Annotated in this window: 31 protein-coding genes and 1 tRNA gene; 19 read left to right on the top strand and 13 right to left on the bottom strand. The window is 64.6% G+C overall.

The features are described 5' to 3' along the window. Window positions 1-42 precede the first annotated feature (42 nt). Together AmiPiv_RS18860 and AmiPiv_RS18855 are read left to right on the top strand one after the other, a co-directional pair. Complete coding sequence (locus AmiPiv_RS18860) at window positions 43-423, top strand: MbcA/ParS/Xre antitoxin family protein (protein WP_340039031.1); 381 nt, start codon at window positions 43-45, stop codon at window positions 421-423. Next, window positions 383-1,153, top strand: coding sequence for an RES family NAD+ phosphorylase (locus AmiPiv_RS18855; RefSeq protein ID WP_340039030.1), 771 nt, complete (start codon window positions 383-385; stop codon window positions 1,151-1,153). The genes AmiPiv_RS18860 and AmiPiv_RS18855 overlap by 41 nt, the downstream gene beginning before the upstream one ends. 51 nt (window positions 1,154-1,204) lie before the next feature. Here AmiPiv_RS18855 and AmiPiv_RS18850 read toward each other — a convergent pair whose 3' ends face one another. The 4 genes from AmiPiv_RS18850 to rpiA form a co-directional block, all read right to left on the bottom strand. Then, window positions 1,205-2,578: a class II 3-deoxy-7-phosphoheptulonate synthase gene (locus AmiPiv_RS18850; protein WP_340039029.1), complete on the bottom strand. Its 1,374-nt coding sequence runs from the start codon at window positions 2,576-2,578 to the stop codon at window positions 1,205-1,207. Window positions 2,579-2,814: 236 nt separating this feature from the next. Beyond that, window positions 2,815-4,209, bottom strand: coding sequence for a glutathione-disulfide reductase (gene gor / locus AmiPiv_RS18845; RefSeq protein ID WP_340039028.1), 1,395 nt, complete (start codon window positions 4,207-4,209; stop codon window positions 2,815-2,817). Window positions 4,210-4,366: 157 nt separating this feature from the next. Then, window positions 4,367-4,924 (bottom strand): DUF2059 domain-containing protein, encoded by a 558-nt coding sequence (locus tag AmiPiv_RS18840; RefSeq protein WP_340039027.1) that lies wholly within the window; start codon window positions 4,922-4,924, stop codon window positions 4,367-4,369. Window positions 4,925-4,942: 18 nt separating this feature from the next. After that, entirely contained in the window at window positions 4,943-5,641 is a 699-nt protein-coding gene (gene rpiA, locus AmiPiv_RS18835; RefSeq protein WP_340039026.1) for a ribose-5-phosphate isomerase RpiA, read from the bottom strand. A gap of 145 nt (window positions 5,642-5,786) precedes the next feature. Here rpiA and AmiPiv_RS18830 point away from each other — a divergent pair, with 145 nt between their 5' ends. The 3 genes from AmiPiv_RS18830 (at window position 5,787) to AmiPiv_RS18820 (ending at window position 7,043) form a co-directional block, all read left to right on the top strand. Next, a complete protein-coding gene (locus AmiPiv_RS18830) occupies window positions 5,787-6,470 on the top strand; it encodes a phosphoglycolate phosphatase (protein WP_340039025.1) in 684 nt (227 codons plus the stop codon). A gap of 67 nt (window positions 6,471-6,537) precedes the next feature. Then, window positions 6,538-6,612 (top strand) — tRNA-Val (locus tag AmiPiv_RS18825). Between the two features lie 179 nt (window positions 6,613-6,791). Beyond that, entirely contained in the window at window positions 6,792-7,043 is a 252-nt protein-coding gene (locus tag AmiPiv_RS18820) for a hypothetical protein (protein WP_340039024.1), read from the top strand. Window positions 7,044-7,085: 42 nt separating this feature from the next. On the opposite strand, the gene AmiPiv_RS18815 is transcribed toward AmiPiv_RS18820, so the two are convergent. Next, window positions 7,086-8,951, bottom strand: a complete 1,866-nt coding sequence (locus AmiPiv_RS18815) for a L,D-transpeptidase family protein (RefSeq protein ID WP_340039023.1) — start codon at window positions 8,949-8,951, stop codon at window positions 7,086-7,088. Window positions 8,952-9,238: 287 nt separating this feature from the next. On the opposite strand from AmiPiv_RS18815, the gene AmiPiv_RS18810 reads away from it, so the two are divergent. Further along, the gene (locus tag AmiPiv_RS18810) at window positions 9,239-9,634 is read left to right on the top strand and encodes a rhodanese-like domain-containing protein (protein WP_340039022.1); all 396 of its coding nucleotides are present in this window, start codon (window positions 9,239-9,241) and stop codon (window positions 9,632-9,634) included. Window positions 9,635-9,640: 6 nt separating this feature from the next. On the opposite strand, the gene AmiPiv_RS18805 is transcribed toward AmiPiv_RS18810, so the two are convergent. Continuing rightward, complete coding sequence (locus AmiPiv_RS18805; protein ID WP_340039021.1) at window positions 9,641-10,549, bottom strand: alpha/beta fold hydrolase; 909 nt, start codon at window positions 10,547-10,549, stop codon at window positions 9,641-9,643. A gap of 47 nt (window positions 10,550-10,596) precedes the next feature. Here AmiPiv_RS18805 and AmiPiv_RS18800 point away from each other — a divergent pair, with 47 nt between their 5' ends. After that, window positions 10,597-11,046, top strand: coding sequence for a MarR family winged helix-turn-helix transcriptional regulator (locus tag AmiPiv_RS18800; RefSeq protein WP_340039020.1), 450 nt, complete (start codon window positions 10,597-10,599; stop codon window positions 11,044-11,046). On the opposite strand, the gene AmiPiv_RS18795 is transcribed toward AmiPiv_RS18800, so the two are convergent. From AmiPiv_RS18795 to AmiPiv_RS18785, 3 genes are all read right to left on the bottom strand, one after another. Beyond that, window positions 11,047-11,934 carry a sulfite oxidase heme-binding subunit YedZ gene (locus AmiPiv_RS18795; RefSeq protein ID WP_340039019.1) on the bottom strand — a complete coding sequence of 296 codons (888 nt, stop codon included), beginning with the start codon at window positions 11,932-11,934 and terminating at the stop codon, window positions 11,047-11,049. Between the two features lie 110 nt (window positions 11,935-12,044). After that, a complete protein-coding gene (locus AmiPiv_RS18790) occupies window positions 12,045-12,656 on the bottom strand; it encodes a pyridoxamine 5'-phosphate oxidase family protein (RefSeq protein WP_340039094.1) in 612 nt (203 codons plus the stop codon). 65 nt (window positions 12,657-12,721) lie between these two features. Beyond that, window positions 12,722-13,075, bottom strand: a complete 354-nt coding sequence (locus AmiPiv_RS18785) for a DUF971 domain-containing protein (RefSeq protein WP_340039018.1) — start codon at window positions 13,073-13,075, stop codon at window positions 12,722-12,724. An 87-nt stretch (window positions 13,076-13,162) separates the two neighbouring features. Between AmiPiv_RS18785 and AmiPiv_RS18780 the strand changes: the two genes are divergently transcribed. The 11 genes from AmiPiv_RS18780 to AmiPiv_RS18730 all read left to right on the top strand — a co-directional run bounded on the left by AmiPiv_RS18780 (window position 13,163) and on the right by AmiPiv_RS18730 (window position 21,757). Further along, window positions 13,163-13,639, top strand: a complete 477-nt coding sequence (locus AmiPiv_RS18780; RefSeq protein WP_445206977.1) for a lysozyme inhibitor LprI family protein — start codon at window positions 13,163-13,165, stop codon at window positions 13,637-13,639. Between the two features lie 173 nt (window positions 13,640-13,812). Then, the gene (moaA, locus tag AmiPiv_RS18775; protein WP_340039017.1) at window positions 13,813-14,823 is read left to right on the top strand and encodes a GTP 3',8-cyclase MoaA; all 1,011 of its coding nucleotides are present in this window, start codon (window positions 13,813-13,815) and stop codon (window positions 14,821-14,823) included. Window positions 14,824-14,868: 45 nt separating this feature from the next. Further along, window positions 14,869-15,339 carry a hypothetical protein gene (locus AmiPiv_RS18770; protein ID WP_340039016.1) on the top strand — a complete coding sequence of 157 codons (471 nt, stop codon included), beginning with the start codon at window positions 14,869-14,871 and terminating at the stop codon, window positions 15,337-15,339. 85 nt (window positions 15,340-15,424) lie between these two features. Then, complete coding sequence (locus AmiPiv_RS18765; protein ID WP_340039015.1) at window positions 15,425-16,345, top strand: DMT family transporter; 921 nt, start codon at window positions 15,425-15,427, stop codon at window positions 16,343-16,345. 5 nt (window positions 16,346-16,350) lie between these two features. Beyond that, entirely contained in the window at window positions 16,351-16,968 is a 618-nt protein-coding gene (mobA, locus tag AmiPiv_RS18760) for a molybdenum cofactor guanylyltransferase MobA (protein ID WP_340039014.1), read from the top strand. Then, complete coding sequence (gene mobB, locus AmiPiv_RS18755; RefSeq protein WP_340039013.1) at window positions 16,968-17,480, top strand: molybdopterin-guanine dinucleotide biosynthesis protein B; 513 nt, start codon at window positions 16,968-16,970, stop codon at window positions 17,478-17,480. The genes mobA and mobB overlap by 1 nt, the downstream gene beginning before the upstream one ends. Before the next feature lie 161 nt (window positions 17,481-17,641). After that, on the top strand, window positions 17,642-18,418 hold the full coding sequence (locus tag AmiPiv_RS18750; RefSeq protein ID WP_340039012.1) for an ABC transporter substrate-binding protein: 777 nt from the start codon (window positions 17,642-17,644) through the stop codon (window positions 18,416-18,418). A 130-nt stretch (window positions 18,419-18,548) separates the two neighbouring features. After that, window positions 18,549-19,262: an ABC transporter permease gene (locus AmiPiv_RS18745; protein ID WP_340039011.1), complete on the top strand. Its 714-nt coding sequence runs from the start codon at window positions 18,549-18,551 to the stop codon at window positions 19,260-19,262. Further along, entirely contained in the window at window positions 19,259-20,089 is an 831-nt protein-coding gene (locus AmiPiv_RS18740; protein ID WP_340039010.1) for an ABC transporter permease, read from the top strand. Before AmiPiv_RS18745 ends, AmiPiv_RS18740 begins: the two co-directional genes overlap by 4 nt. A gap of 85 nt (window positions 20,090-20,174) precedes the next feature. After that, entirely contained in the window at window positions 20,175-21,044 is an 870-nt protein-coding gene (locus tag AmiPiv_RS18735; RefSeq protein ID WP_340039009.1) for an NAD(P)-dependent oxidoreductase, read from the top strand. Between the two features lie 11 nt (window positions 21,045-21,055). Beyond that, a complete protein-coding gene (locus AmiPiv_RS18730; RefSeq protein WP_340039008.1) occupies window positions 21,056-21,757 on the top strand; it encodes a DNA alkylation repair protein in 702 nt (233 codons plus the stop codon). Here the strand turns inward: AmiPiv_RS18730 and AmiPiv_RS18725 are convergent, their stop codons facing one another. The 4 genes from AmiPiv_RS18725 to AmiPiv_RS18710 form a co-directional block, all read right to left on the bottom strand. Beyond that, complete coding sequence (locus AmiPiv_RS18725) at window positions 21,758-22,249, bottom strand: Lrp/AsnC family transcriptional regulator (protein WP_340039007.1); 492 nt, start codon at window positions 22,247-22,249, stop codon at window positions 21,758-21,760. A gap of 92 nt (window positions 22,250-22,341) precedes the next feature. Next, complete coding sequence (locus tag AmiPiv_RS18720; protein ID WP_340039006.1) at window positions 22,342-22,980, bottom strand: uracil-DNA glycosylase family protein; 639 nt, start codon at window positions 22,978-22,980, stop codon at window positions 22,342-22,344. Then, window positions 22,977-23,588, bottom strand: coding sequence for a glutathione S-transferase (locus AmiPiv_RS18715; RefSeq protein ID WP_340039005.1), 612 nt, complete (start codon window positions 23,586-23,588; stop codon window positions 22,977-22,979). Before AmiPiv_RS18715 ends, AmiPiv_RS18720 begins: the two co-directional genes overlap by 4 nt. A 39-nt stretch (window positions 23,589-23,627) precedes the next feature. Next, a complete protein-coding gene (locus AmiPiv_RS18710) occupies window positions 23,628-24,245 on the bottom strand; it encodes a thermonuclease family protein (protein ID WP_340039004.1) in 618 nt (205 codons plus the stop codon). Window positions 24,246-24,321: 76 nt separating this feature from the next. Here AmiPiv_RS18710 and AmiPiv_RS18705 point away from each other — a divergent pair, with 76 nt between their 5' ends. Beyond that, a complete protein-coding gene (locus AmiPiv_RS18705; RefSeq protein ID WP_340039003.1) occupies window positions 24,322-25,839 on the top strand; it encodes a sensor histidine kinase in 1,518 nt (505 codons plus the stop codon). Window positions 25,840-25,853 lie beyond the last annotated feature (14 nt).

Genomic DNA, 25,853 nt, shown 5'->3' with positions numbered 1-25,853 from the left:
GTAAATTTCTCTGACATATATTTGCCAGAGAAAGGAGCCGCTATGCAGAGTCGCTCTCATCCGGCCACGGCGGCGGAGCCGGGCGCCGTCATTACCAAGGCAACGCTGCGCGCCGCCGATCTGCTCGGTATCACCGCCAAGGTGCTTTCCGCTGTCATCGGCGTTTCGGAAGCGACCGTTTCGCGGATGCGCAAGCAGGAATTCGTGCTCGAGGCCGGCGGCAAGCCGTTCGAACTCGCCGTCCTATTCGTCCGCATGTTCCGTGCCCTTGACGCCATAGTGGGCGGCGAAGCGCCAGTCGCCCGAGCCTGGCTGCGAAACGACAACACCGCGCTCGGCGCGGCCCCCGTGGACAGGATCATCACCATAGCCGGGCTCATCGATGTCATCGCCTATTTGGACGCCCGCCGAGCTCTCGTCTGAGGCCCGCCCGCTCGAAGGGCGCTGCTGGCGGCTGGTGGAGGCCCAGCATCGCGTCTCGACGCTGAAGCTCGTCGACAGCCTCGACGAGCAGGCGCTGCTGGAGCAGCTGATCGAGACCACCAAGCCGCATATTCCGGTGGAGTGCAGCCATCTGCACTATCTCCTGGCGACGCCCTTTCGCTACGGCTCCAACTATCCGACCGGCTCTCGTTTCCGGCGCGCCGGAAGGTCGCCCGGCGTCTACTATGCGGCCCAGCGGGTGCAGACGGCGGTAGCCGAGATGGCCTTCTATCGGCTGCTGTTCTTTTCGGAATCGCCCCATACGCCATGGCCCGGCGACGCAGCCGAGTACACGGCATTCGCGGCGTCCTTCAAAGCGGCCCGCGCGATCGACCTGACCATGCCGCCATTGTCGAGCGATGTCGAAAGCTGGACGCATCCGACCGACTATGCCGCCTGCCAGCAGCTGACCGACGACGCGCGCGGCGGAGGCATCGAGGCTATCCGCTACCGTTCCGTGCGCGATCCGGCCGGCGGGGCCAATCTGGCGCTGCTGACCTGCACCGTCTTCGCCAAGCCGGCCCCCGTCGACCGCCAGACCTGGCGCATCCGCCTCGGCCCGTCGGGCGTTCAGGCCATCTGCGAATTCCCCGAGCTCCGCATCGGCTTCGACCGTGAAAGCTTCGCGGGCGATCCCCGCCTCCGAGACATGCGCTGGGTCCGGCAATGAAAAAGGCGCCGGTCGAAACCGGCGCCTTCGAATGAACATCCGACCTGCGGATCAGGCGTTGACGGCCTGCTTCTGCTCGGTCGCGGTGCCCTTGCGCAGCAGCTCCGAAACAAGGAATGCCAGCTCGATGGCCTGGTCGGCGTTGAGGCGCGGATCGCAATGCGTGTGATAGCGGTCCTGCAGCTCCTCAGCCGTGATGGCGCGGGCGCCGCCGGTGCATTCGGTGACGTTCTTGCCGGTCATCTCGACATGGATGCCGCCCGGGTGCGAGCCCTCGGAGCGGTGGATGTCGAAGAAGCTCTGCACTTCGCTGAGGATACGGTCGAATGGACGCGTCTTGTAGCCGGCAGCCGTGATCGTGTTGCCGTGCATCGGATCGCACGACCAGACGACCTTGCGGCCTTCCTTCTCGACGGCGCGGATCAGCTTCGGCAGATGCTCGCCGACCTTGTCGTGGCCGAAGCGCGCAATCAGGGTCAGGCGGCCCGCCTCGTTCTCCGGGTTGAGGAGGTCGATCAGCTTAAGCAAGCCGTCCGGCGTCAGCGACGGGCCGCACTTGAGGCCCAGCGGGTTCTTCACGCCACGGCAGTACTCGACGTGCGCATGATCGACCTGGCGCGTACGGTCGCCGATCCAGATCATGTGGCCCGAGGTCGCGTACCAGTCGCCCGAGGTCGAGTCGATGCGGGTCAGCGCCTGCTCGTAGCCGAGCAGCAGGGCTTCGTGGCTGGTGTAGAAGTCGGTCTCGCGCAGCGCGTAGTTGGTCTCCGAGGTGATGCCGACGGCCTTCATGAAGTCCATCGTCTCGGTGATGCGATTGGCCAGCGCCTCGTAGCGCTCGCCCTGCGGGCTGTTGGAGACGAAACCGAGCATCCACTTGTGCACGTTCTCCAGGCTGGCATAGCCACCCTGAGCGAAGGCGCGCAGAAGGTTCAGCGTCGCCGCTGACTGGCGGTAGGCCATCTCCTGGCGGGCCGGATCCGGCACGCGCGACTTCTCGTCGAAGGCCGGGCCGTTGATGATGTCGCCGCGGTAGCTCGGCAGTGTCACGTCGCCCTTGGTCTCGTTGTCGGCCGATCGCGGCTTGGCGAACTGGCCGGCGATGCGGCCGACCTTCACCACTGGCTGTGCGCCGGCGAAAGTCAGCACGACCGACATCTGCAGGAAGACGCGGAAGAAGTCGCGGATGTTGTCGGCGCCATGCTCGACGAAGCTTTCGGCGCAGTCGCCGCCCTGGAGCAGGAAGGCCTCGCCATTGGCGACCGCCGCCAGCTGCTTCTTCAGCTTTCGCGCCTCACCTGCAAAAACCAAGGGTGGAAAGGTGGCGAGACGGGCTTCCGTTTCTGCGAGAGCCGCAGCGTCCGGAAAAGCCGGCACCTGCTGGATCGGCATGCTTCTCCAGGAATTCGGTGACCATTTCGTCATGTTCGCACCCAAAAGTTTCGCCAGCGGGCACCTCACCCGCGCTATGACCCGCCTATTACGGGAACGGGGCTCCTTACACGAAGAAGGGCGTGCATTCTACCCCGGATCGCCAGCGAATCGAAGTTCGCCGGCTTCCCTGCCCCAACGGTTGCCGCAACGACAGCCGGGACACCGAAATCGCCCGACGAAGCCGCCGACGGACGGCGCTTGCCGTCCGCAGTCGTACGATCGCGCGGCTAAGCGTCCAGACGAATGCCGTCTTTCACGAGGTAGCTCGGCTTGTACATCGTCACCAGTTCTTCGGCCGCGGTCGGATGGACCGCCATGGTGCGGTCGAAATCCTCCTTGGTGAGCCGCGCCTTGAGCGCAATGCCGAGCAGCTGCGCCATCTCGCCGGCGTCCGGGCCGAGGATATGGGCGCCGACGACGATCCGCGTGTCGGCGTCGACCACGAGTTTCATCAGCATCTTTTCCTGGCGCCCCGACAGCGTATGCCGCATCGGACGGAAGCTGGCCCGGTAGATTTCGAGGTTCTTGTGGCGCTTGGCCGCCTCGTCCTCCGACAGGCCGACCGTGCCGATCTCGGGCTGCGAGAACACCGCAGTCGGGATCGTGTCGTGATCCGGCGTGGTCGGATTGCCCTTGAACGCCGTCTCGATGAAGCACATAGCCTCGTGGATGGCCACCGGCGTCAGCTGCACGCGATTGGTGACGTCGCCCACGGCCCAGATGTTGTCGGCGCTGGTGCGCGAATAGGCGTCGACGACGACGGCACCCGCCTTGTCCAGCTCGACGCCGGCCGCCTCGAGGCCGAGGTTTTCGGTGTTCGGCGTGCGGCCGATGGCGAGCAGCACCTGGTCGACGGTCAGCGACCGACCGGTGTTCAACTTGACCTCGAGCCGGCCGTCGTCGCGCTTGCTGACCTCCTGCGACACGGAATGCAGCAGGATCTTGATGCCTTTCTGCTCCATCGTCTCGTGAAGCGTGCGCCTGAGATCCATGTCGAAGCGGCTGAGGATTTCCTTGCCGCGGTAGACGAGCGTGGTTTCGACGCCGAGACCGTGGAAGATGTTGGCGAACTCCACGGCGATATAGCCGCCGCCCTCGATCATGATCGCCGTGGGCAGTTCGGGAAGGTCGAAGACCTCGTTGGAATAGATGCAATGCTCGTGCCCCGGCAGTGCCGGATGCGTGCTCGGCCGGCCGCCCGTCGCGATGAGAATCTGGTCGGCCGTCACGGTCCGCCCGTCCGCCTCGATGCGGATGGTATGGCGATCGACGAGGGTCGCGCGCGAATGGATGGTTTCGCCGCCCGAATTGTCGACGTTGCGCTTGTAGATGGCCTCGAGCCGCGAGATTTCACGCTCCTTGTTGGCGACGAGCGTCTTCCAGTCGAAGCTGCTCTCGCCGACCGTCCAGCCATAGCCGGCCGCATCCTCGAAATGCTCCGGGAACTGCGAGGCGTAGACATAGAGCTTCTTCGGCACGCAGCCGCGGATGACGCATGTGCCGCCGAACCGGAACTCCTCGGCCAGCACCACGCGCTTGCCCATCGCCGCCGCGACGCGCGCCGCCCTCACCCCGCCGGAGCCGCCACCGATGACAAAGAGATCGTAGTCGTACTGAGGCATTGTGTCGTTCCTGCATTGGACCGGCCGGCGGGACGGCATCGCGCCCGCTACTTGGCCGCTGGCGGCTGGGTGGTGGCCCACAGGTAGTGGCAGGCGTCCCAAAAGAAAAGCCCGGCGGATGCCGGGCTTGTCTCAAGTGACGTATGGTCGCGCCCGCTCAGTTCTTCGGCGCTTGCGCCGGTGCCGCGCCCTCGGCCGCGGTCGGAGCCTTAGTCCCGGCCACTGCCTTGAGCTTCTCGCCTACCTGCTGGGCGAGATCGCGGGCGATACCGTTCTGCCAGATATCGGCGGCCTTGACCAATTCGCGGGTCGCGATCGGGCCGCTCTCGATCAACTTCTTGCCGGCTTCCGAATTGTAGAAGGCCGCAATGTCGGTGAGCTCCTGCTCGGTGAACGCACGGGCATAGGCGAGCGCGGATTCCTTCTCCAGATCGGCGCGGCGCGAGGCGAGCTCAAGCGTCTTCTCGTCGACGGTCTGGGTGATCAGCTCCTGCATGTCGGGATTCTGCTGGATCAGCTGCTGCTTCAGCGCCGCAGCAGCCTGCGGCAGGATCGAATCGAAAGAATCCGTCGCATGGATCGCAGAGATAGCGGCATGCGCAGCCTTGAGGTGGGAAGCAGCGATCTCCTGGGCCTGCGCCGAAAATGCCGCGGCCATGAATGCCGAAGCCGCCACCATGACGGAGAAGCGGCGAAGCCGGTTTGTCAAAATCATGATGAGTAGAACTCCTGTTTAGCGGGCCGGGTGGACGGTTCTGACACCGTCGGCACCGGCAATGACGGCAACGGTAGCCAAACCCAGAAAGAGACCATGTTCCACGACGCCGGGTATGGCGTGCAGCACATCCGAGAGCGCTCTTGTATCCGGAATACGGCCAAAAGATGCATCGATGATGAAATGTCCACCGTCCGTCACGAAGGGCGCTTCGCCCGCCATCCGCAGGGTGAGCGGACCGTTGAGGCCGAGCTTTGCAGCGGCCTTGGCGATGGCGATTTCGGTGGTCTTGAGGCCGAACCGGTTGACCTCAATGGGCAGCGGAAAGCGCCCGAGTGTGTCGACGAGCTTCGACTGATCGGCGATGACGACCATGCGCGCGGAAGCTGACGCCACGATCTTTTCGCGCAGCAGCGCACCGCCGCCGCCCTTGACAAGGGACAGCGCCGGATCGATCTCGTCCGCGCCGTCGATCGTCAGATCGAGTTCCGGCGTATCGTCGAGCGTCGACAACGGCACCGACAATTCGCGGCACAATGCTGCCGTGCGTTCGGAGGTCGGCACGCCGACCACCTTCATGCCGCCGGCGACCTTTTCCGCCAGCAGCCGAACGAACTCCTCAGCCGTGGAACCGGTGCCGATGCCAAGTCGCATCCCGCTCTCGACATAACCAAGGGCGGCACGCGCCGCCTCGATCTTCAAAGCCCTGGCATCCATGATATGTTCGCAAAGTTCCCGAGTAACGGTCTGGCTCCTAGCATTTTTGCCCGATGGGTCAAAGGCTTTATGGAGCCCGCAGCTTGCACGGAACCCACCTGGGGGCTATCGCCTGCCGCGACGACAACCGACGAAAGCCGTGCCCATGTCCAGACCGATCATCGTTTTCGACCTCGACGGAACCCTGGTCGACACGGCCCCCGACCTGCTCGACAGCCTGAACCACACGCTGGTTTCCGGCGGGCTCAGCCAGGTCGACGACCGCGCTTTCCGCCGCTTCGTCGGCATGGGCGGCAAGATCATGATCGAACGGGCCTATGCCGCGCAGCAGAAGCCCCTGGCCGGCGAAGAGCACGAGCGGATGCACGACATCTTCCTCGATCACTACACGCTGAACATTCCCGGCCGCTCGCAGCCCTATCCGGGCGTGGTGGCGGCCATGAAGCGCTTCGCCGACGCCGGCTACCTGCTGGCCGTCTGTACCAACAAGTACGAGACCCTCGCACGCAACCTGATAAGCGGTCTCGGCCTTGCCGACAGCTTCGCCGCGATCACCGGGCCCGAAACCTTCGGCATCCGAAAACCCGACCCCAGGCACCTGACCGAAACCATCGCCATGGCCGGCGGCGACACGTCGCGGGCCGTCATGGTCGGTGATTCGGTCACCGACATCGACACCGCCAAGGCAGCCGGCATTCCGGTCGTCGCGGTCGATTTCGGCTACACCGATCGCCATGTCAGCGAATTCGAACCTTCGGCGATCATCTCGCATTATGACGAGCTGACGCTTGGTCTCGCCGAAAAGCTGATCAGTGCGGGAAGTCGCTAAAGCCGCCTTGACACGACTCCTGCCGCTCCCCTATATCGCCGTCACGTTCGGCCCCAGGGCCAAGGACGGGCGATTAGCTCAGCGGGAGAGCACACCCTTCACACGGGTGGGGTCGTAGGTTCAATCCCTACATCGCCCACCATTCTCTTCGCGCAAATTTTGCCAGACAGATCAAAGCGGTGAGACGTATCGGCATGTGCTGGCGGCGCGCGGCCTTGCAGACACCTGACGCCGCGCGCATCATGCCACGGCGGCCGGCATTCGCGATTGTCGAACCCACAGCTACCCGACCGGCCGCAGGCATTCCGACGGAGGCCGCGCATGCAGGATCCAGCCCAGCCAGCCAAGCCGGCCGTCGTCATGGCTTTCAATCGCGACGAACAAGGCGGCCTCACGCCAGCCTTCCCGCCCCGGGAAATGCAGAACCAGGACGCCGCCGTGCGGTTTGCCAAGATGATCGAGGACCACCACGCCGGTGTGGTCGTTTGGGTGGGCTCGACCGGCACGCCCGCTGACGATCGCTCCCCGGAAATCGTCCTATATCGTCACGGCGACGTGCCCGGGATGGGATGACCCGGATCGGCGCGAGTGCCTGTACTGCGCTCGGGTATCGGATCAGATGCTCGGCGCCCGCGCTGCCTCGGTCTTGGCGAACGCTTCCATCACCCGCGCGTCACGGTCGTAGACATCGCTGAAATAGTCGATCCTGCCGTCGGCTTCGGGCCAGGCGGTGAAGTAGGCCACGTAGACCGGAATCTTGCGGGTGACCTTTTCGAAGGAGTGCCCCTGCTTGAGCTTCGCCGCGACATGGTCGACCGTCGTCCCCAGCACGGCAGCCGCCATCCCGCGCGGGTCTGACAGGCGGATGCAACCATGGCTGAAGGCGCGGCTGTCGCGGTCGAACAACGCCTTCTGCGGCGTGTCGTGCATGTAGATCGCGTGCTTGTTGGGGAACAGGATCTTGAGTTCGCCAAGCGCATTGGCTTCGCTTGGCGCCTGACGGACGCTGTAGGGCACCTTGCCCCCGTATTGGCTCCAGTTGATCGCCGAGGATGGAATGCGCTGGCCGCTCGAATCGGTGACCTCGTAGCCGGCACGGTCCAGATAGCCGGGATCGTTGCGCAGCCGCGGCAGCATCTCGTTGACGATGATCGACTGCGGCACGCCCCAATAGGGGTTGTAGTCGACCTGCTCGATCTCGTCCTGGAAGAAGCTCGTCTGGTTGGTGGTCTTGCCGATCACCGTCTTCATCTTGAGCTTTTCGGCGCCGCCCTCGAAGTAGCTCGCGGTAAAGGCCGGCTGGTTGATGAACACCCGCGTGCTGCCGAGATCCGAGGGCAGCCAGCGCAATTGCTCCAGCGCCACGAGCACCTTGTCGAGGCGGTCGGCCTTCGACGTTCCGGCAAGTGAGGCCACCGTGCGCGGGCCGACGACGCCATCGGCCTTGAGCCCTGCCCGCTTCTGCACCGCCTCGAACACCGGCACGAGTTCGGGCACGTAGACTTCGCTGCTCGCCAGACGAGCCAGCGTTTCGCCGAACTCGCCGCCCATCTCGTCATCGAGATCGCGCGCGATCAGTTGCAGGAGCTTCGGCAGCTCCGGGCTGGTTTCGCCCGGCTTCAGCAGCAGCTTGGGGTCGACGACGATGTCGTTTTCCTCGCTTGCCCGCAGCGCCTCGAGCTCGACGCGCAGCGCCTGATACTCCGGGTTCTGCGGATGCTTCGATTCGAGGAAGGCACGCGCGTCCTGGGATTGGCTCAGCGACTTCAGGACACCGGCCATGTCGAGCGGCTTGGGCGCGAAATCGTGGTAGCCGGAGATGCGGTTGGGATCGATGCGCCCGCCCTGCGCGTCGTGCACGTAGCGCAGCACGCGCGCCGACGTTGCCATCTCGAAGCGCATCAGTTCCTTCAGCCGGTCGGCGGTATTGCCGAGCGCATAGGCCGCGGGCGGAACCGACACCGCGTAATCGGCCGGCAGGAGCCCGTGGCTCGCCGCGTCGCTCAGCACGCGGACGGTGTCCTCGGCACGGCTGTTGGCCGTGTAGCCAGTGACCCAGATGAAGTCGGGATTGGCCGAATAGTAGTCGATCAGCGCCTTGGCGATGTCCTTTTCGGCAACGAGATCGGAATCGGCGAGGCTCGGGATGGCCTCACGGAAGGAAGTGCCCGCGAGCGACGGCTCCAGCGACACCGACTGTCCGCCGGCCGCCAGCTTCGAGAAGTCCACCCGAACCATCGGATCGGTCTTGTAGGTGTAGTATGACGGCGCGCTGATCTTGGCGATCTTGGCCGGCGCCTTCTTCGGCCCGGCGTTGGGCGGCGGCGGATACTCGCCGCGAGGCTGGCGCTGCACACGACTGCCGTTGCCGAACAGGATGTCGAACAGATTTTGGGCGGACGCATGCGGCACGCCGAGCGCAACGCTGGCCGCCAGCGCTGCGGCAAGCGGCAACGGCAATTTGAGGAATGAACTTTTCATTGGTCACCCGTCCCCGCCCGTGACTGTATCGGAATCAGCGAATTCCGCCCGAAGAATTCGTGCTGCCGCATGGCCGATGTAAGGCGCGACAATATCGCTTCGTGCAGACAGCTCATACCGGCAGCGTTAATGTTTCATAAATTTGCACATCACTGTTGCCGAACAGTTTCACACTGCCGGCAGAGTTTGCGGTGGCCGCGCGCCGATGCCACGATGACAGACAGGGCCCACGGGTGCCATTACTTGGCGTGCCAAGGTGAACGGCACAGAGGTGACGCGAGGGAAAGATGAACAAGGGCTACAGGGACCTGCTGGACGAGGCCAATGCCGTGGTCGAGGTCGTCTCGCCGGGAGAGGCAGCCACGCTGCTCGACGACGACAACACGATCTTCGTCGACCTGCGGGACCCGCGCGAGGTCGAGCGCGAAGGGCGCATCCCCGGGGCGCGCCACTGCCCGCGCGGCATGCTCGAATTCTGGATCGACCCGGAAAGCCCGTATCACAAGCCTTTCTTCGCCAGCGGCAGGAACTTCGTCTTCTTCTGCGCCGGCGGCTGGCGCTCGGCACTTGCCGCCAAGACGGCGAAGGACATGGGCCTGGAACCGGTGCGGCACATTCTGGGCGGCTTCACCGCCTGGCGCGACGCCGGACTGCCCACCGAGACGGGCGACGGGAAGAGCTGACTGGGCTCAGTGCACCAGGACCGGGGCGGCCTCGGCACCCGCAAACTCGACGGCCTCGCGAACGACCGAGGCGTCGGACAAGATCCGGCGGTGCCCGAGCCCGTTGGCCCACAGCATCCTGACGTGGTCGCCGGCGCCCGCCATGGCGCGCGCATCCGCCTCCGGCACCTCGCGGTCGTCGCGGGCATGGACGACAAGCGTCGGGACGGGCAGCCGCGCCAGCATCCTTCCGTTGTCGAACTCGCGCAGCGGCGTTCCCGTAACCCGTTCGACCCGCGCTTCCATTGCACGATAGCCTGCCGGCCCGAGGCTGACATGGCGGCCGAACTCGCGGAACAGCCGCGGCATCGAGTTCGGTGCGGCGATGAGCACGAGCCGGCTCGTTTCGAGCGGCGCAAAGCGGGCGATCGAACCGGCCGTGGCATTGACCGCAACCGCGCCGCCGAACGAATGGCCGACAATCGCGGCGAACGGCCCGAACCACTGGCCGGCCAGATGGGCCGCCTCCACGGCCCTGGCCATGTCGAGGGCACGGCCAGGCGAACCGCCATGCCCGGGCAGGTCGAGCGACACCACCTTGAAACCGGCATCCCGGTAGCCGTCGATCAATGCCCGCATGTATTCGGTACGCGAGCGCCAGCCATGGATGACGAGCACCGTGCCCGCCGAGCGTCCCTGCCGCGGGCGAAATTCGTGCAGGGCCAGGCAACCGTAGCTGGCCCGGATGTGATGATGGCGGGCTTCCGTCATGAAGTCGGCCGCTCGTTCCACGGCGCGCCTTTCCCCGTCGGTCATGGACTTCGGGCTCGGCGTGCGCCGGAAAAGTTCGAACGCCGCGCGGCCGGCGAGTCGCGGCGAGACCAGTTCCGCAGCCGCAAGAATCCGGCGGATGACCTTCAGCCCGATTGATGCCATAGTGAGCGCCCATTCGTCCGTTCAATCATGAACATATTAGTTCAATCATGAACAATAAGCAAGATTTACCTTGGGACAATCCACGGTTCCGAAACTGGGTCGCAGTGGCAAAGGCATGCCACTCGATGGAGCGTGCGCTGGGTGCGGCGCTGCAGCCGCACGACCTGAAGCCGGCCCAGCTCGACGTGCTGATGAATCTCTATCGTCATCCCGGCATGTCGCAGCACGACCTCGCCCGCAAGCTGCTGGTCGGGCGCTCGAACATCACCATGCTCCTGCCGCAGCTCGAAAAGCGCGAACTCGTGCGCCGCGAGGCCGACGGCAAGGATCGGCGCATCATGCGGCTGACCTTGACGACTGATGGCGAGGCGTTGCTGTTGCGGGCGCTGAAGTCCTATAGCGCGCTGATCGAGAAGGCGATGAGCGCCTCGACCCCCGAGCAATGCGATCTGATCGGCATGCACATGCAGCGGGTAGCCGAAGCGCTGCGGGATTAGTCAGGCCGCGGCCTTGGCCGGCGCCCTTCGTCCTCGCTGAGCTTGGGCCTTGCCGGGAGCGCGCACGTAGCCGAGCAATGCGACGGCCGCGCCGGCACAGAGGATCCACCAGGCAGGCCGGACCGAATAGGAAAACTGCAGGTTGGCCGAGAGCACGCGCTCAGGCGGCACCCCGGTCGCGGTTCCGTACCAGGCGACTTCGACCGCGGCTGTGGCAAGTGCCGCGCCGATCGCGATCGCCAGAAGGACGAACGGTGAATTGAGGCTGAAGCCGCGCCAGTGCATCAGGCGGTAGGCCATGAGCAGCAGGAAGAACCCGGCGATCAGCGTCGGCTGATAGACGTCGGCCTTGGACTGCATGAAGAAGTGCAGTGCCGCCAATATGCCGATGCCGTAGACGATTCTGTGAAGGCGGTTCCAGTTGGCGCCGAGCTTGCGGATCGCCGCGTCCGTCGACGTCGACCCCAGCGCGACCAGGCCAAGCAGGGCGACGAAGCCGATGGTCAGGTAGATTCGCAGCGCGACTTCGCTGGCGACGCGCCACAGGTCCCAGTTCTGGTCGAAGAAATACAGGGTCAGGTGGCCGAGCGCATAGCCGAGCGCCGCCACGCCGAGCATCCGACGAACCAGGATGAGCCGCGGCCACTGGCCGATGCGGCGCAGCGGGGTAACAGCCAGCGACAGGACGAGGAAGCGAATGGCCCAGTCGCCGGTGTGCAGGATCGCGGCATTGAACGGTCGCGGTCCGAGCAGGCTGCTGGTCACCGCCCCTTTCGGAAATCCGGCCACTGCATAGTAGGCGAGCAGCAGCGCCGGCACGAGCGTGACGACGAAGGTCGCCGTCTTGAGCAGCGAGAGGTTTCCGGCGCGGTCCGTCCAAGGCATCATCAACTGAATTCCCAGCTATCTTGCCGGTATACGTACAGAAAACCGGCAAAGTTACGCGCGGGCAATCACTTTATGTTGAGTCCTGGCGCAGCGAGGCGCCGAGCCCTTCCCTACCACATGGTCTTGCTGGCTCGCGCCGGCCAGTCGCGGTCATAGGCCGCGCCGTCGATCTTCTCTGCACTGGTGACGGCAAGGATTTGTCCCGGCGTCGGCAGCGACTTGGGATCCACGTGCCGCTCGGAGTTCCACAGGTCGGAGCGGACGATCGCCCGTGCGCACTGGAAATAGACCGCCTCGACCTCGATCACGATCACCGACCGCGCCGGTTTGCCCTCGACGGCGAAGGACGTGCAGAGGTCGGGGTCGACGCTGAGCTGGGCGCGGCCGTTGACGCGCAAGGTCGTGCCCGAACCCGGCACCAGGAAGAGCAACCCGACCCGCGGGTCGCGAATGATGTTCTTGAGCGAGTCGGCGCGATTGTTGCCGCGCCGGTCGGGCATCATCAGCGTCTTCGCATCGTGGATGCGGACGAAACCGGCAAGGTCGCCGCGCGGCGAGCAGTCGAGCCCCTCCGGTCCGCTGGTTGCGAGCCCGACGAAGGGCGATGCCCCGATGAAGGCGGCATATTCCGGGATGATGTGGTCAAGCTCCTTCACCAGCGAGGCTTCGCCGGGAAGGCCGTAGAGCGCCTCGAGTGCCTCGATCGTGGTGATGACCGTCATCGTCCCGCCTCGCATCTGCATTTCGTCGCGTCCTGCCTCACCAACATGACGCCGCGACGACGACGTCATCTGTCGCGCGAAAGCCCCTTCTGCGCCAACTCGTCGACATAGGCCTGCCAGCGTGCGTCCTTCTCGTGGCCGAGCGTGTGCAGATAGTTCCAGGTGAAGATGCCGGTGTCGTGGAAATCGTCGAAGGTGATGCGGACCGCGTAGTTGCCGACCGGCTCGATCTTGAGGATCGCGACGTTCCTCTTGCCCGGCACGGTCACGCGCTGCTCCGGCGAGTGACCCTGCACCTCGGCGGAAGGCGAAAGCACGCGCAGCAATTCGGCCGAAAGCTCGAATGGAGCATGATCGGGAAAGGTGACCGTCAACAGCTTGCGGTCCTTGGAGACCCTGAGTTCCTTTGGCGCTGACATATCTGCTCCCTGCTTGTCACCTCCGGTTACGCCGAAACTGCCCGCGAAGGAAGCGGCAAACAGAATGGCACGGCGCTGGAATCCTGGTTGCATCTTGCTAACCTCGATACAGCCTTGCGAGAGGCCACCAACAAGGAGCAGGACATGCGGAATTCAGGTTTAACGCTTTGGTCGATTGCCGGGTTGGCGATCTTGGCGGCGACCGCGGCCCAAGCGGCCGACAATTGCGCCAATGCAAACGATCAGGCGACGATGAACGAATGCACCGACAAGGCCTTCAGGGCGTCGGATGCCGAACTCAACATGCTCTACAAGCAGATCCAGGGCCGGCTTAAAGACGATCCGGACACGGCCAAGCTGCTCGTCGCCGCGCAAAGAGCCTGGGTTGGCTTCCGCGACGCCGAGTGCGAATTTTCGAGTTCGGGTGTCGCCCGGGGGTCCATCTACCCGATGACCGTGCTGCAATGCAGTGATGGCATGACCCAGCAACGTATCAAGGACTTTCAGATCTATCTCAAATGCGACGAAGGCGACACCCGTTGCCCGGTACCGGCCGCAAACTGATAGGCGTTCCGCCGCTGGAAATGCAATATTGTTGTCGGTGCGGGGCATCGATTGCCCCGCCAATCGGCCAAATGTTATCTGTAAGGGTCCTTCGGACTTGAATGGTAAGGTTTTTTGAACGACATGAAAGGCAGCGGTCTGGGAAACCGCCTGAGGGAGTGAGCAGAGGCAAGATGGGAATACACGACACCGGCATGATCGATCCCTTCGGTCGCTCGATTACCTATCTGCGCGTGTCGGTGACCGACCGCTGCGATTTCCGCTGCACCTATTGCATGGCGGAAGACATGACCTTCCTGCCCAAGAAGGATCTCCTGTCGCTCGAGGAACTGGATCGCCTCTGCACCGTCTTCATCGACAAGGGCGTCAAGAAGCTGCGGCTGACCGGCGGCGAGCCGCTGGTGCGCAAGAACATCATGCACCTAATCCGGCAACTGTCGCGACATCTCGACAGCGGTGCCCTGGAAGAGCTGACGCTGACCACCAACGGCTCCCAGCTCTCCCGTTTCGCCCGCGAGCTCGCCGAATGCGGCGTGCGCCGCATCAATGTCTCGCTCGACACGCTCGACCCGGACAAGTTTCACGCAGTGACCCGCTGGGGCAACCTCGCCAAGGTGATGGAAGGCATCGACGCGGCCCAGGAGGCCGGCCTGCACGTCAAGCTCAATGCGGTGGCGCTCAAGGACTTCAACGACCAGGAAATCCCCGAGATGCTGCGCTGGGCGCACGGCCGCGGCATGGACCTGACCGTCATCGAGACGATGCCGATGGGCGAGATCGACGGAGACCGCACCGACCAGTACCTGCCCCTCTCGCTCTTGAGGGCAAGCCTCGAGCGCCAGTTCACGCTGAACGACATTCCCTTCAAGACCGGCGGCCCTGCGCGCTATGTCGAGGTCGCGGAGACTGGCGGCAGGCTCGGCTTCATCACGCCGATGACGCATAATTTCTGCGAAAGCTGCAACCGCGTGCGCCTGACCTGCACCGGGACGCTGTACATGTGCCTCGGACAGGACGACGACGCCGACCTGCGGTCGCCGCTGCGCGCTTCGGAAGGCAACGAACTGGTGTCGAACGCGATCGACGAGGCCATCGGCCGCAAGCCCAAGGGCCATGACTTCGTCATCGACCGTCGTACAAAGCGGCCGGCCGTGGCCCGTCACATGAGCGTGACCGGAGGCTGAGCGGTCAACCGACGAACACGGCCAGGCTGCCCGGGAGAGGAACGGATGGTTCGCAGTCTTGGAACGTCGCTTTCGGCAGCGCTTATTGCCTGCGCCCTCGCCTCACCTGCCATCGCGAAACCGTTCACCTACACCAACGCGCGTTTCGGCACGTCGGTTACCTTCCCGGACGATGTCTTCACCGGCCAGGCCGAACCGCCTGAAAATGGCGATGGCATGACCTTCCTGGCACAGGACGGCGCCAGCCTCGCGGTCTATGGCTCGAACAACGCCCTCGAGCAGTCGCCCAAGCAACTCGCAGACTTCGTCGCGGAGGGGCACGACGTCACCTATCGCAAGGTCGGCAGCAATTGGGTTGTGCTCTCGGGCCGCGATGGCGACGAGATTTTCTACCATCGCCTCGAACTCGGGCGCGGCGGGGTGATCCACGCGTTTCTGCTCAAATACCCGGCCTCCGCCAAGAGGAAGTACGACGCCCTGGTATCGCCCCTCGCATCCAGCCTCGAAGGGCCCTGAGAGCTCGTTGGTCCATGCGTTTGCCGTTGCTGTTTTGCGTGCCGGTGCGTAAGCCTTGATCAGCAAGCAGTAATGGAAGGCCGAATTGCCTCTTTCATCCAATTTACGCGGCGCCCTGTTCATGGTGATCGCGATGGCCGCCTTCACCTTCAACGACACGCTGACCAAGCTCGCGGCGCAGTCGGCCAACATCGGCCAGATCCTGCTGGTTCGGGGCCTGTTCGCCTCCGCCCTGATCGCGGTCCTCGCCTGGCACCAGGGTGCCCTGAAGGGCGTGCGCGACTATCTGCACCCCATGGTGTTGCTCCGCCTCTTCGCCGAGATCTTCGCGACGCTCAGCTTCCTGAGTGCCCTGCCGCATTTGCCGCTGGCCAACATCTCGGCCGTCCTGCAGGCGCTGCCCCTGGCGGTGACCATGGGCGCCGCACTGTTCCTCGGCGAAGGCGTCGGCTGGCGCCGTTGGCTGGCGATCGCCGTCGGTTTCAGTGGTGTGCTGATCATCGTCAGGCCGGGCTTCGAGGGCTTCAATGTCTTTTCGCTGCTGGCGCTGGTTTCGGTCGGCTTCTGCGCCCTGCGCGACCTTGCCACCCGACAAATACCGAGCCATGTGCCGTCGCTCTTCGTCTCGACCGCGACCTCGATCGCCGTCACGCTCACCGGTGCTGCGACGCTCGTCCCGTTCGGCGGCTGGGCACCGATGTCGGGCGACGTCGTTGGCTACGTTGCCGGCGCTGCCGTGCTGCTGCTGTTCGGCTATCAGTTCGTCATCATGGCGATGCGAGAAGGCGAAGTGTCCTTCATCGCGCCGTTCCGCTACACGGCGCTCATCTGGGCAATCTCGCTGAGCATCGTGGTTTTCGGGGACATTCCGGACCTGCCGATGATCGCCGGCGCCAGCCTCATCGTCGCCTCGGGCCTCTATTCGCTCTACCGCGAACGCGTCGTCGGCAAAGGCCGGCCGGCTGCCTCAAGCACCAGCCCGGCCATGTCTCCGGACGGGATGTGACGCCGATGCGGATCGCGGGGCTCATTCTCGCAGGCGGGCAATCGACCCGCATGGGCGGCACGGACAAGACGCTGCTTGGCCTCGGCGGGCGGCCGATGATCGCGCGCGTGCTCGACCGGCTGCAGCCGCAGGCGTCGCCCATAGCCATCAACACCAACGGCGACCCGTTCGCCTTCGCCGGGTTCGGCGTTGACGTCATCGCCGACACCATAGCCGGCCATCAGGGACCGCTCGCCGGCATACTGGCCGGCATGGAATGGGCTGCGGCCGGGTCGACGTCCACGCATCTGCTGAGCGTCGCCGGCGACACGCCCTTCTTCCCTGGCGATCTCGCCGCAAGGCTTGCACATCGTGGATCGGCCGACCGCATCGCCGCCGCGGCCTCGAATGGACGCGTGCATCCGACCTTCGCGCTCTGGCCCGTTTCATTGCGACGTCCGCTTGCGGACTTCCTGGAAAGCGGCAATACGCGCAGGGTGATGACCTTCATGGAACAGGCCGGGATGGACGTGGTGGAGTTTCAATCGGAAGAGCCCGGGATCGCGCCTCTCGACCCGTTCTTCAACATCAACACGCCCGAAGACCTCGCGGAAGCCGATCGCCTGCTGGCAGGAGCCAGGTGATGGCGCACCGCGTTTTCGGGATCACCGGCTGGAAGAATTCCGGCAAGACCACGCTGACCGAGCGGCTCGTCACGGAACTGACTAGCCGCGGCTGGAAGGTCTCCACCGTCAAGCATGCGCACCACGACTTCGACATCGACAAGGCGGGCACCGACAGCTTCCGTCACCGCCAAGCGGGCGCCAGCGAAGTCGCCATCGTCTCGGGCCGCCGCTGGGCGCTGATGCACGAACTGCGCGGCGAGGACGAACCGACGCTGGATGATGTTCTTGCCCGCCTGGCGCCCTGCGACCTGGTCCTCGTCGAGGGCTACAAGCGGGAGGGCCACATGAAGATCGAGGCGCGCCGCCTCGAGGCCAAGGACCGGTCGCCGCTGTCGGTGAGCGATCCGGCGATCGTGGCCATCGCCGCCGATCATCCCGTCGACGGCGAGCAGGTCCCGGCCTTCCGCATCGACGACATCAGCGCCATCGGCGACTTCATCGAGGCTCGATCCGGCCTGAAAAAGGCGTGACGCAGCGTAATCTCCAGGCCGGCGCAGTTCACGAGAAACACCCGATTCACGATTGATTTTTAACTGAAAACAGTGGGAGTATCGCCGCCAATGCGGAGGGAAACCTCCGTTGGGCCGACCGGATGAACACGGATCGGCCGAAAGAAATGGGAGAGGAACAAATGGGAACTTCGATGCGTATCGCCTTGGCCGCCACGGCGGCAATCGCGCTCCTGGCCGGAGCTGCGCAGGCGCAGGAGAAGACGATCAAGATCGCCACCGAGGGCGCATACCCTCCCTACAACAGCCTGACCTCCGACGGTAAGCTGGTCGGCTTCGACGTCGACATCGCCAACGCCCTCTGCGACGAGATGAAGGTCAAGTGCGAGATCGTCGCCCAGGAATGGGACGGCATGATTCCCGCCCTCCAGGCCGGCAAGTTCGACGCCATCATCGCCCAGATGTCGATCACGCCCGAGCGCAAGGAGAAGATCGACTTCTCGAAGAAGTACATCAACACTCCGGCCGTGATCGCCGCCGCCAAGGACAGCGACATCAAGGGCGTGACCAAGGAAGACCTGGCAGGTAAGAAGATCGGCGTGCAGGGGTCGACCATTCACTTCAACTACGCCGAGAAGGTCTACACCGACAGTGAGATCAAGTCGTACCCCACCGCTGACGAATACAAGCTCGACATGGCCAACGGCCGCCTCGACGCCGTCAGCGACGACGCTGTGACGCTGGGCGCCTGGTTGGAAACGGCTGACGGCGCATGTTGCAAGATCGTCGGCACAATTCCGAACATGCCCGAAATCCACGGTGACGGCGCCGGCGTCGGCGTCCGCAAGGGCGATCCGCTGGCCGGCGAGTTCACGGCAGCCATCGCCGCGATCCGCGCCAACGGCAAGTACAAGGAAATCAACGACAAGTACTTTAAGTTCGACGTCTACGGCGACTGAGCCGCGACCGTTCTGAAGAATACCGGATGGCGGGACAAACCCCCGCCATCCGGCTAGAATCGATAACAACAAGCCGCCATGAAAGGCGGGCCGCCTCTGGCAAGCAGAGGCAAAAGGGGACAGCCGGCCGATGCAGAGCATCTGGGCGCTTCTAAGTTTCGGGCCGGAAGGCTGGGGTGACGATCTCGCCTATGGTGTTTTCATCACCGTTTCCCTCGCCTTGGTGACGTTGCCGCTGGGACTCCTGATCGGCTTCCTGGTGGCACTCGCCAAGCAATCGAGCGAACCGTCGATGCGGCTCGCCGGCAACATTTACACAACCATCTTCCGCGGTCTGCCAGAACTGCTGACGCTGTTTCTGGTGTTCTACGGCGCGCAGATCGGCATCCAGCAGGTCGTCCGCCTCGTCAGCCCGGACACGACCGTCGACATCAACAGCTTCATCGCCGGCATGGTGGCGCTCGGCGTCGTCTTTTCCTCCTACGCCAGCGAGGTGTTCCTGTCCGCCTTTCGGGCCATCCCGCGCGGACAGTATGAGGGCGGTTATTCCGTGGGCCTGTCGCCGCGCCAGACGATGCGGCTGGTGATCCTGCCGCAACTCGTGCGCATCGCCCTGCCCGGCCTGTCGAACCTGTGGCTGATCCTGCTCAAGGATACCGCGCTGGTCTCAGCGATCGGCCTGACCGACATCCTGCGCCAGGCGAGCATCGCCTCGCGCGTCACCAAGCAGGCCTTCCTGTTCTACAGCGTCGCCTGTCTCATCTACCTGGTCCTCGCCATCATCTCGTCATTTGGTATCCGCGCCATCGAGCGCCGGGTCGGCAAGCGGGAGGCCGCACGGTGAACGCGACAAAGGAAGCGCTCGGCAATGTCCAGCGCCCGCCAGCCCCGCCGCGCGGCTGGCCGACAGTGCGCATCCTTGGCTGGATCTTCGTCGGCCTGTGGATCGCCCTTGGACTTGGCCTGGTCGCCTATCTGATCAGCGCCTGGAATCCAGAACTCTTCAACAAGTACGCGCCGAGCTATCTGTCCGGCGTTGGCGTGACACTGAAGCTCGTCGCGATCTCCATCATACTCGGCGCGCTGCTGTCGCTGCCGATCTGCTATGCCCGCATGTCCAGCAACCGCGTGCTGAACGCTATCTCCTACGGCTATGTCTATTTCTTCCGCGGCACGCCGCTTTTGGCCCAGACCTTCCTGATCTACTACGGCATCGGCTCGTTCCGCCCGCAACTGGAGGCCATCGGCCTCTGGGGGTTCTTCCGCGAGGCCTGGTATTGCGCGATCCTCGCGTTTTCGCTGAACACGGCCGCCTATCAGGCAGAAATCCTGCGCGGCGCCATCGAAAGTGTCGGCAAGGGACAGTGGGAGGCAGCCTCCGCGCTGGGATTGTCGAAACTGCAGACGCTCTACAAGGTGATCTTGCCCCAGGCGCTGATCGTCGGGCTGCGCCCCTACGGCAACGAGATCATCCTGATGGTCAAGGGCTCGGCCATCGTCGCCATCATCACTGTGTATGACCTGATGGGCGAAACGCGCCGTGCGTACTCGCGCAGCTTCGACTTCCAGACCTACCTGTGGGCGGCATTATTGTACCTGTCCCTGGTCGAAACCCTGCGCCACGCAGTCGACTGGATCGAAAGACGCATCACGCGCCACCTGCATCGATAGGCCTGGCCCAAGCTCCGTCATCTTGACGAATCCACCTCATGGCATAGACCACCGGGTGAACGAACACGCTTGGAAAGGGTCTCGCATGGCATCGGTCGCGTTCCTGGGTCTCGGGGTCATGGGCTATCCCATGGCCGGCCATCTCAAGAACAAGGGCGGGCACGACGTGACCGTCTACAACCGCACGACCGCAAAGGCCGAGCAGTGGGCAGCCCAGCATGGCGGTAGCCACGCGCCGACGCCGGCGGAAGCCGCCGGAGGCAAGGACTTCGTCTTCGCCTGTGTCGGCAATGACGACGACCTGCGCGCCGTCACCATCGGCGAAAACGGCGCCTTCCATGCGATGAAGAAGGGCTCCGTCTTCATCGACAACACCACGGCCTCCGCCGAGGTCGCCCGCGAGCTCGCCGCCGAAGCCGAGGCGCGCGGCTTCCATTTCCTCGACGCCCCTGTTTCCGGCGGCCAGGCCGGCGCCGAAAACGGCGTTCTGACCGTCATGGTCGGCGGCGAACAGGCCGCCTTCGACCGGGCCAAGCCGGTGATCGAGGCCTTTGCCCGAATGGTCGGCCTGATGGGACCGGCGGGCGCCGGCCAGCTCACCAAGATGATCAACCAGATCTGCATTGCCGGCCTCGTGCAGGGCCTCGCCGAAGGCATCCACTTCGGCAAGAAGGCCGGGCTCGACATCGAGAAGGTGATCGATGTCATCTCCAAGGGGGCCGCAGGCTCCTGGCAGATGGAGAACCGCCACAAGACGATGAATGCGGGAAAGTACGATTTCGGCTTCGCCATCGACTGGATGCGCAAGGACCTCGGCATCTGCCTCGCCGAGGCGGACCGCAACGGCGCAAGACTGCCCGTGACCGCGCTTGTCGACCAGTTCTACAAGGACGTGCAGGCGATGGGCGGCGGCCGCTGGGACACGTCCTCGCTTCTCGCCCGGCTCGAGAAATAGCGCGAGCCCCTATGTCGCTTTCGCCCGCATCGACCACGGACGAGATCGTCGCGCATCTGCGCACGCTCGGCTCCGAAGAGGATCGCGCCGGTATCGCCCGCTTCGGGATCGCCAACGACCGGGCACTCGGCATTTCCAATGCCGTGCTCAGGCCGATCGCCAAGCTGCTCGAGCAGGATCACATGCGTGCGCGGGCGCTGTGGGCCACCGGCATCCGCGAGGCGCGCATCCTCGCGATCTCGACCGACGAGCCGGCGAGGCTGACGCGCGCCGGGGCCGATGCGCTGGCCGCCGACTTCGACAGCTGGGAGATCGTCGACCACGCAGCCCACCTGTTCTGCGAGGCGAAGCTCGCCCCCGAGATCATTCCTGACTATGCCGCCGACGAGCGCGAGTTCGTCCGCCGCGCCGCCTTCTCGACCATTGCCACCGCAGCCGTGCATCTCAAGAAGGAGCCGGACGAAACCTTCGTGGCTTGGCTCGGTCTGGTCGAGGCACATGCCGGGGACAGCAGGAATTTCGTCAAGAAGGCGGTGAACTGGGCGCTCCGGCAGGTGGGCAAGCGGTCGCTTGCGCTGCACGCCCCGGCTCTGCATATGGCGGAGACACTCGCCGCCTCGCCCGACAGGACGGCCAGATGGATCGGCAAGGACGCCGTGCGCGAACTCACCGATCCGAAGCAGGTCGAACGGCTTAAGGCCAGGAACGCCTGATCAGGCGGCCGACGCGCCGCTTTCCTTGTCGAGGATCATGTAGTCGAGCGGCAGCTCGGTCGTGTACTTGATCTGCTCCATGGCAAACGACGACGAGACGTCGCGAATCTCGATCTTGGCGATCAGCCGCTTGTAGAAGGCGTCATAGGCGGCGATATCCGGCACGACCACGCGCAGCAGGTAATCGACGTCGCCGCTCATGCGGTAGAACTCGATGACCTCGGGGAAATCCTGTATCACCTCGGAGAAGCGGCGCAGCCATTCGTGGCTGTGCGAATTGGTGCGGATCGCCACGAAGACGGTGACGCGCGCATTGATCTTCTCGGGCTCGAGCAGCGCCACGCGCCGCTTGATGACGCCCTCCTCCTCGAGTTTCTGGATGCGGCGCCAGCAGGGCGTGGTGGACAGTCCGACTTTCTTGGCGACGTCGGCAACGGCCAGCGTTGCGTCCTCCTGGAGGAGGCGAAGAATTTTCCTGTCGAGGCGGTCCATTTGTGGCTCCGTTAGAAAAGGTTCGCCATAATCCTGATATTCAGGCGATCATACAAGAAAGGAATTCTCCACGCACCCCGAGAGTGCGGTAATTATTTGCGCTCGATCTGGCCGAGGCGATGCCGGATTTCCGCCCTGAGGAAAGGCAGCAATTCCATTTCGAACCACGGATTCCGCTTAATCCAGCCGGTGTTGCGCCACGATGGATGGGGCAGCGGCAAGACATGCGGCGCGGATGATTGCGCCCAGACCGAGCGCCAGTCGGCCACCGTCTCGGTGAGCGGATGGGCCCGCGCCGTCCCCATGTGCCAGCGCTGCGCATACTGGCCGATCGCCAACACCAGCTCGACCTGCGGCATGCCGGCCATCAGCCTGCCGCGCCACGCCGGGGCGCATTCGCGTCGAGGCGGCAGGTCGCCGCCCTTGGCGTCCTGTCCCGGGAAACAGAAGCCCATCGGCACGATGGCGAATCTCGAAGGGTCGTAGAACTCCTCCGGGGTGACGCCCAGCCAGTTGCGCAGCCTGTCGCCCGAGGCATCGGTGAATGGCGCGCCACTGAGATGCACCTTGGTGCCGGGCGCCTGCCCGGCGATCAGGATGCGCGCCGTGGCCGAGGGCACGACCACCGGTCGCGGCTCGTGCGGCAACGCCTTGCCGGACGGACGTTCCACGCAGGTGCGGCAGGCCTTGATTTCGGCAACCAGCCTGCCGAGGTCCGCAGCATTCGTCACGTGGCAGCACTCGGCCGAGCGGCAAGCGCAGCATGCCAGCGGCGGACGTTGGAGAATTCCTCCGGCACCGATATGCGCGCCGGCTTCATGAAGTCGATGGCGATCAGGCCGGTGATGTCGGCGACGGAGAACTGGTCGCCGGCGGCGAATTCGCGTGCAGCGAGTTCCCTGTCGAGCAGCGCCAGGAAGTCGATGACCTTCGGCTTGTTGACCTCGCCCCATTCGGGCACCTGCGGCACTTCCCATTCCTTCATCGCCGGATGGATGTGGCGGAAGGCAAAGCCTACGGGCAGGAACAGGTTGAGTTCGATCCGCCGCTGCCACATCTCGACCAGCGCCTTGCCGAGCGCGCCGCGGCCGAACAGCGCCGGCTCGGGATGAAGCTCCTCGAAGTAGCGACAGATAGCGACCGACTCGGTGAGGATCGTTCCATCGTCAAGTTCCAGCACCGGCAACCGCTGCAGCGGGTTGCGCGTGGACACATCCGCCTGCTTGTGTTCGAACGCCGCCATGTCGACGCGCACCATCGGCACTTCGAGGCCCTTTTCTGCGAGGAACACCCGCACGCGCCGCGGATTGGGCGCCTTGCCTCCGTCGAACAGCTTCATGATGCCTCCTTGCTTCACGTGCCAAGTATAGGTTGCAAGCTACGAGAATCGAAAGATTTCCCTAAGCCAGTTGAGGATGCGGCCATAGGTGCCGGGCTCGATGTCGGTCATGTCGCCATGCGTCGCGCGCCAGTCGCGCGGCCGATCGAACTCGCCGGCCCACATGCCCCTTTCGGCCCGGCGCGCGGCAAGCTCCTCCGACTGGTAGTCGCCATAGGCGACCGCCCATCCGGCCTCGACCTGCGCCCGGTTGAGATCGACCCCGCCCGCGCTGCATTCGCCGAGCAGCCGGTCGTATTTGTCACGTTCCCAGCCGGCGCAGGCGACACGGCGCCCAGCGACCAGCTTCGACAGTGCCTCCCGGGCACGCCTGCCACAGGCATATTCCTCGCCGTCCTTCCTGCAGACCTGCGCGAACTCGGGCGCATCTATGCCGCGCAAGCGGATGCGTTCGGCGCCGAGCGTGATCGAATCGCCGTCGTTGACGATGGCCACGCCTTCGGCCTTGCGCGTTTCGAAGCGGTCGAGGCGAGCCGAAACGAGCGCCAGAAGCGCAAGGATGGCAGCTGCCAGAGCATAGTCGGCGAGCTTGCGCCAACGGCTGCGCGGCCGCCGAAATTGCCGCTGCCCAGGTCTGCCGGACCACGAACGGCTCATATGGCAAACAATCCCTTAATCATTCGGATGTAGCGTGGAGGACCAAGGAAAGCGCGCGCGAAAATCGACTTAACACATGCCGTTGCAACGCTCGGACACGGCGGACAAGATCATTGTGGACCGCAGGAAACGCCATCGCAACAGCGATGTTGCGCGTACTGTGCGCAAGACACGTGATCGCCTTTCGCAACAGCCGGGCGGCCTGGCCTTCGATCGCGAACTGCTGAAACAGCACGCCGGCTCGATCGTCGCCAACTCGGCAACGCTTCCGCTCTTGGTCGCAATCCTCGCCACCACCGCCGTCGCATTCGGCGCCGGCTCCGAGATCCTTGTCTGGGCAGTCGTGGCCATCGCCGGCTATGTCGGCCTCGCCATCCTGGCCCGCCGCGTCGACAGCTGCCCCCAGGCCGAGATTTCGCCGACGTCCGCACGCCGCAACTTCCTCGCCGGCCATTTCATCACCGGCCTGGCCTGGGCCTATCTGGCGGCCATGACCTGCCCGGCCTGCGACCTGGCGCAACTGACGATGGTCAAGGGCGTGTCACTGCTGGTCGCCATGGCCGCCACCGCAATCGTCGCCTCATCACTGCGCGGCTCGCTGGTTGGCACCTTCGCCCTGCCGGTGGCCGCCTATGCCGCTTTCGGTGTCGATCTCTCCCAGCCGCTGGGCATCATGATGGTGGCCCTGCTCGTCGCGGCCCTGCCCTTCTTCGCCTATGTGGCCCGCATCATGAACCGCTCGGCCCTGATGCTGATGTCGTTCCGCTCCGAGATGGACGCGCTCGTTGCCGAGCTGGAAACGGCCAAGTCGATGTCCGACGAGGCAAGGCGGCGGGCCGAGGACGCCAATCTCGCAAAGTCGCGGTTCCTGGCGACGATGAGTCACGAACTGCGTACGCCGCTCAACGCGATCCTTGGCTTCTCCGAGGTCATGGCAGGCGAGGTGCTCGGGCCGATCAACAGCCCGACCTACCGCGAATATGCACGCGACATCCACGATTCGGGCCAGCATCTGCTCGACCTCATCAACGAAATCCTCGACCTCTCCCGTATCGAAGCCGGGCGCTACCGGCTCAACGAGGAGCCGCTCGCCCTGCTCTCCGTCGTCGAGGATTGCTGCCACATGATGGAACTCAAGGCCCGCAACAAGGACCTGCGCATCGTCCAGGACTTCGAGACGTCGCTGCCGCGCCTGCTCGGCGACGAGCGGGCGGTCCGCCAGATCACGCTCAATCTCCTGTCGAACGCGGTAAAATTCTCGCCCACCGGCGGCGAGATCCGCGTGCGCGTCGGCTGGACGGCGGGCGGCGGGCAATACATCTCGGTCAAGGACAATGGACCCGGCATCCCGCCCGAGGAGATACCGATCGTCCTCTCGGCCTTCGGCCAGGGCTCGATCGCCATCAAGAGCGCGGAACAGGGAACCGGCCTCGGCCTGCCCATCGTCCAGGGCCTGCTTGCCCTGCACGGCGGCGAGTTCGATCTCAAGTCGAAGCTGAGGGAAGGCACCGAGGCGGTCGCCATCTTTCCCCCGGCCAGGGTGATCGACGGCCTGCCCACGTCACTGCCGCGAAACCTGGCCGCCCGTCCCTAGGGCTCCTGCCCTTT

This window comes from Aminobacter sp. Piv2-1, assembly GCF_037625995.1.
Lineage (GTDB): Bacteria > Pseudomonadota > Alphaproteobacteria > Rhizobiales > Rhizobiaceae > Aminobacter.
This window is presented reverse-complemented; position numbering and strand designations above follow the sequence as displayed.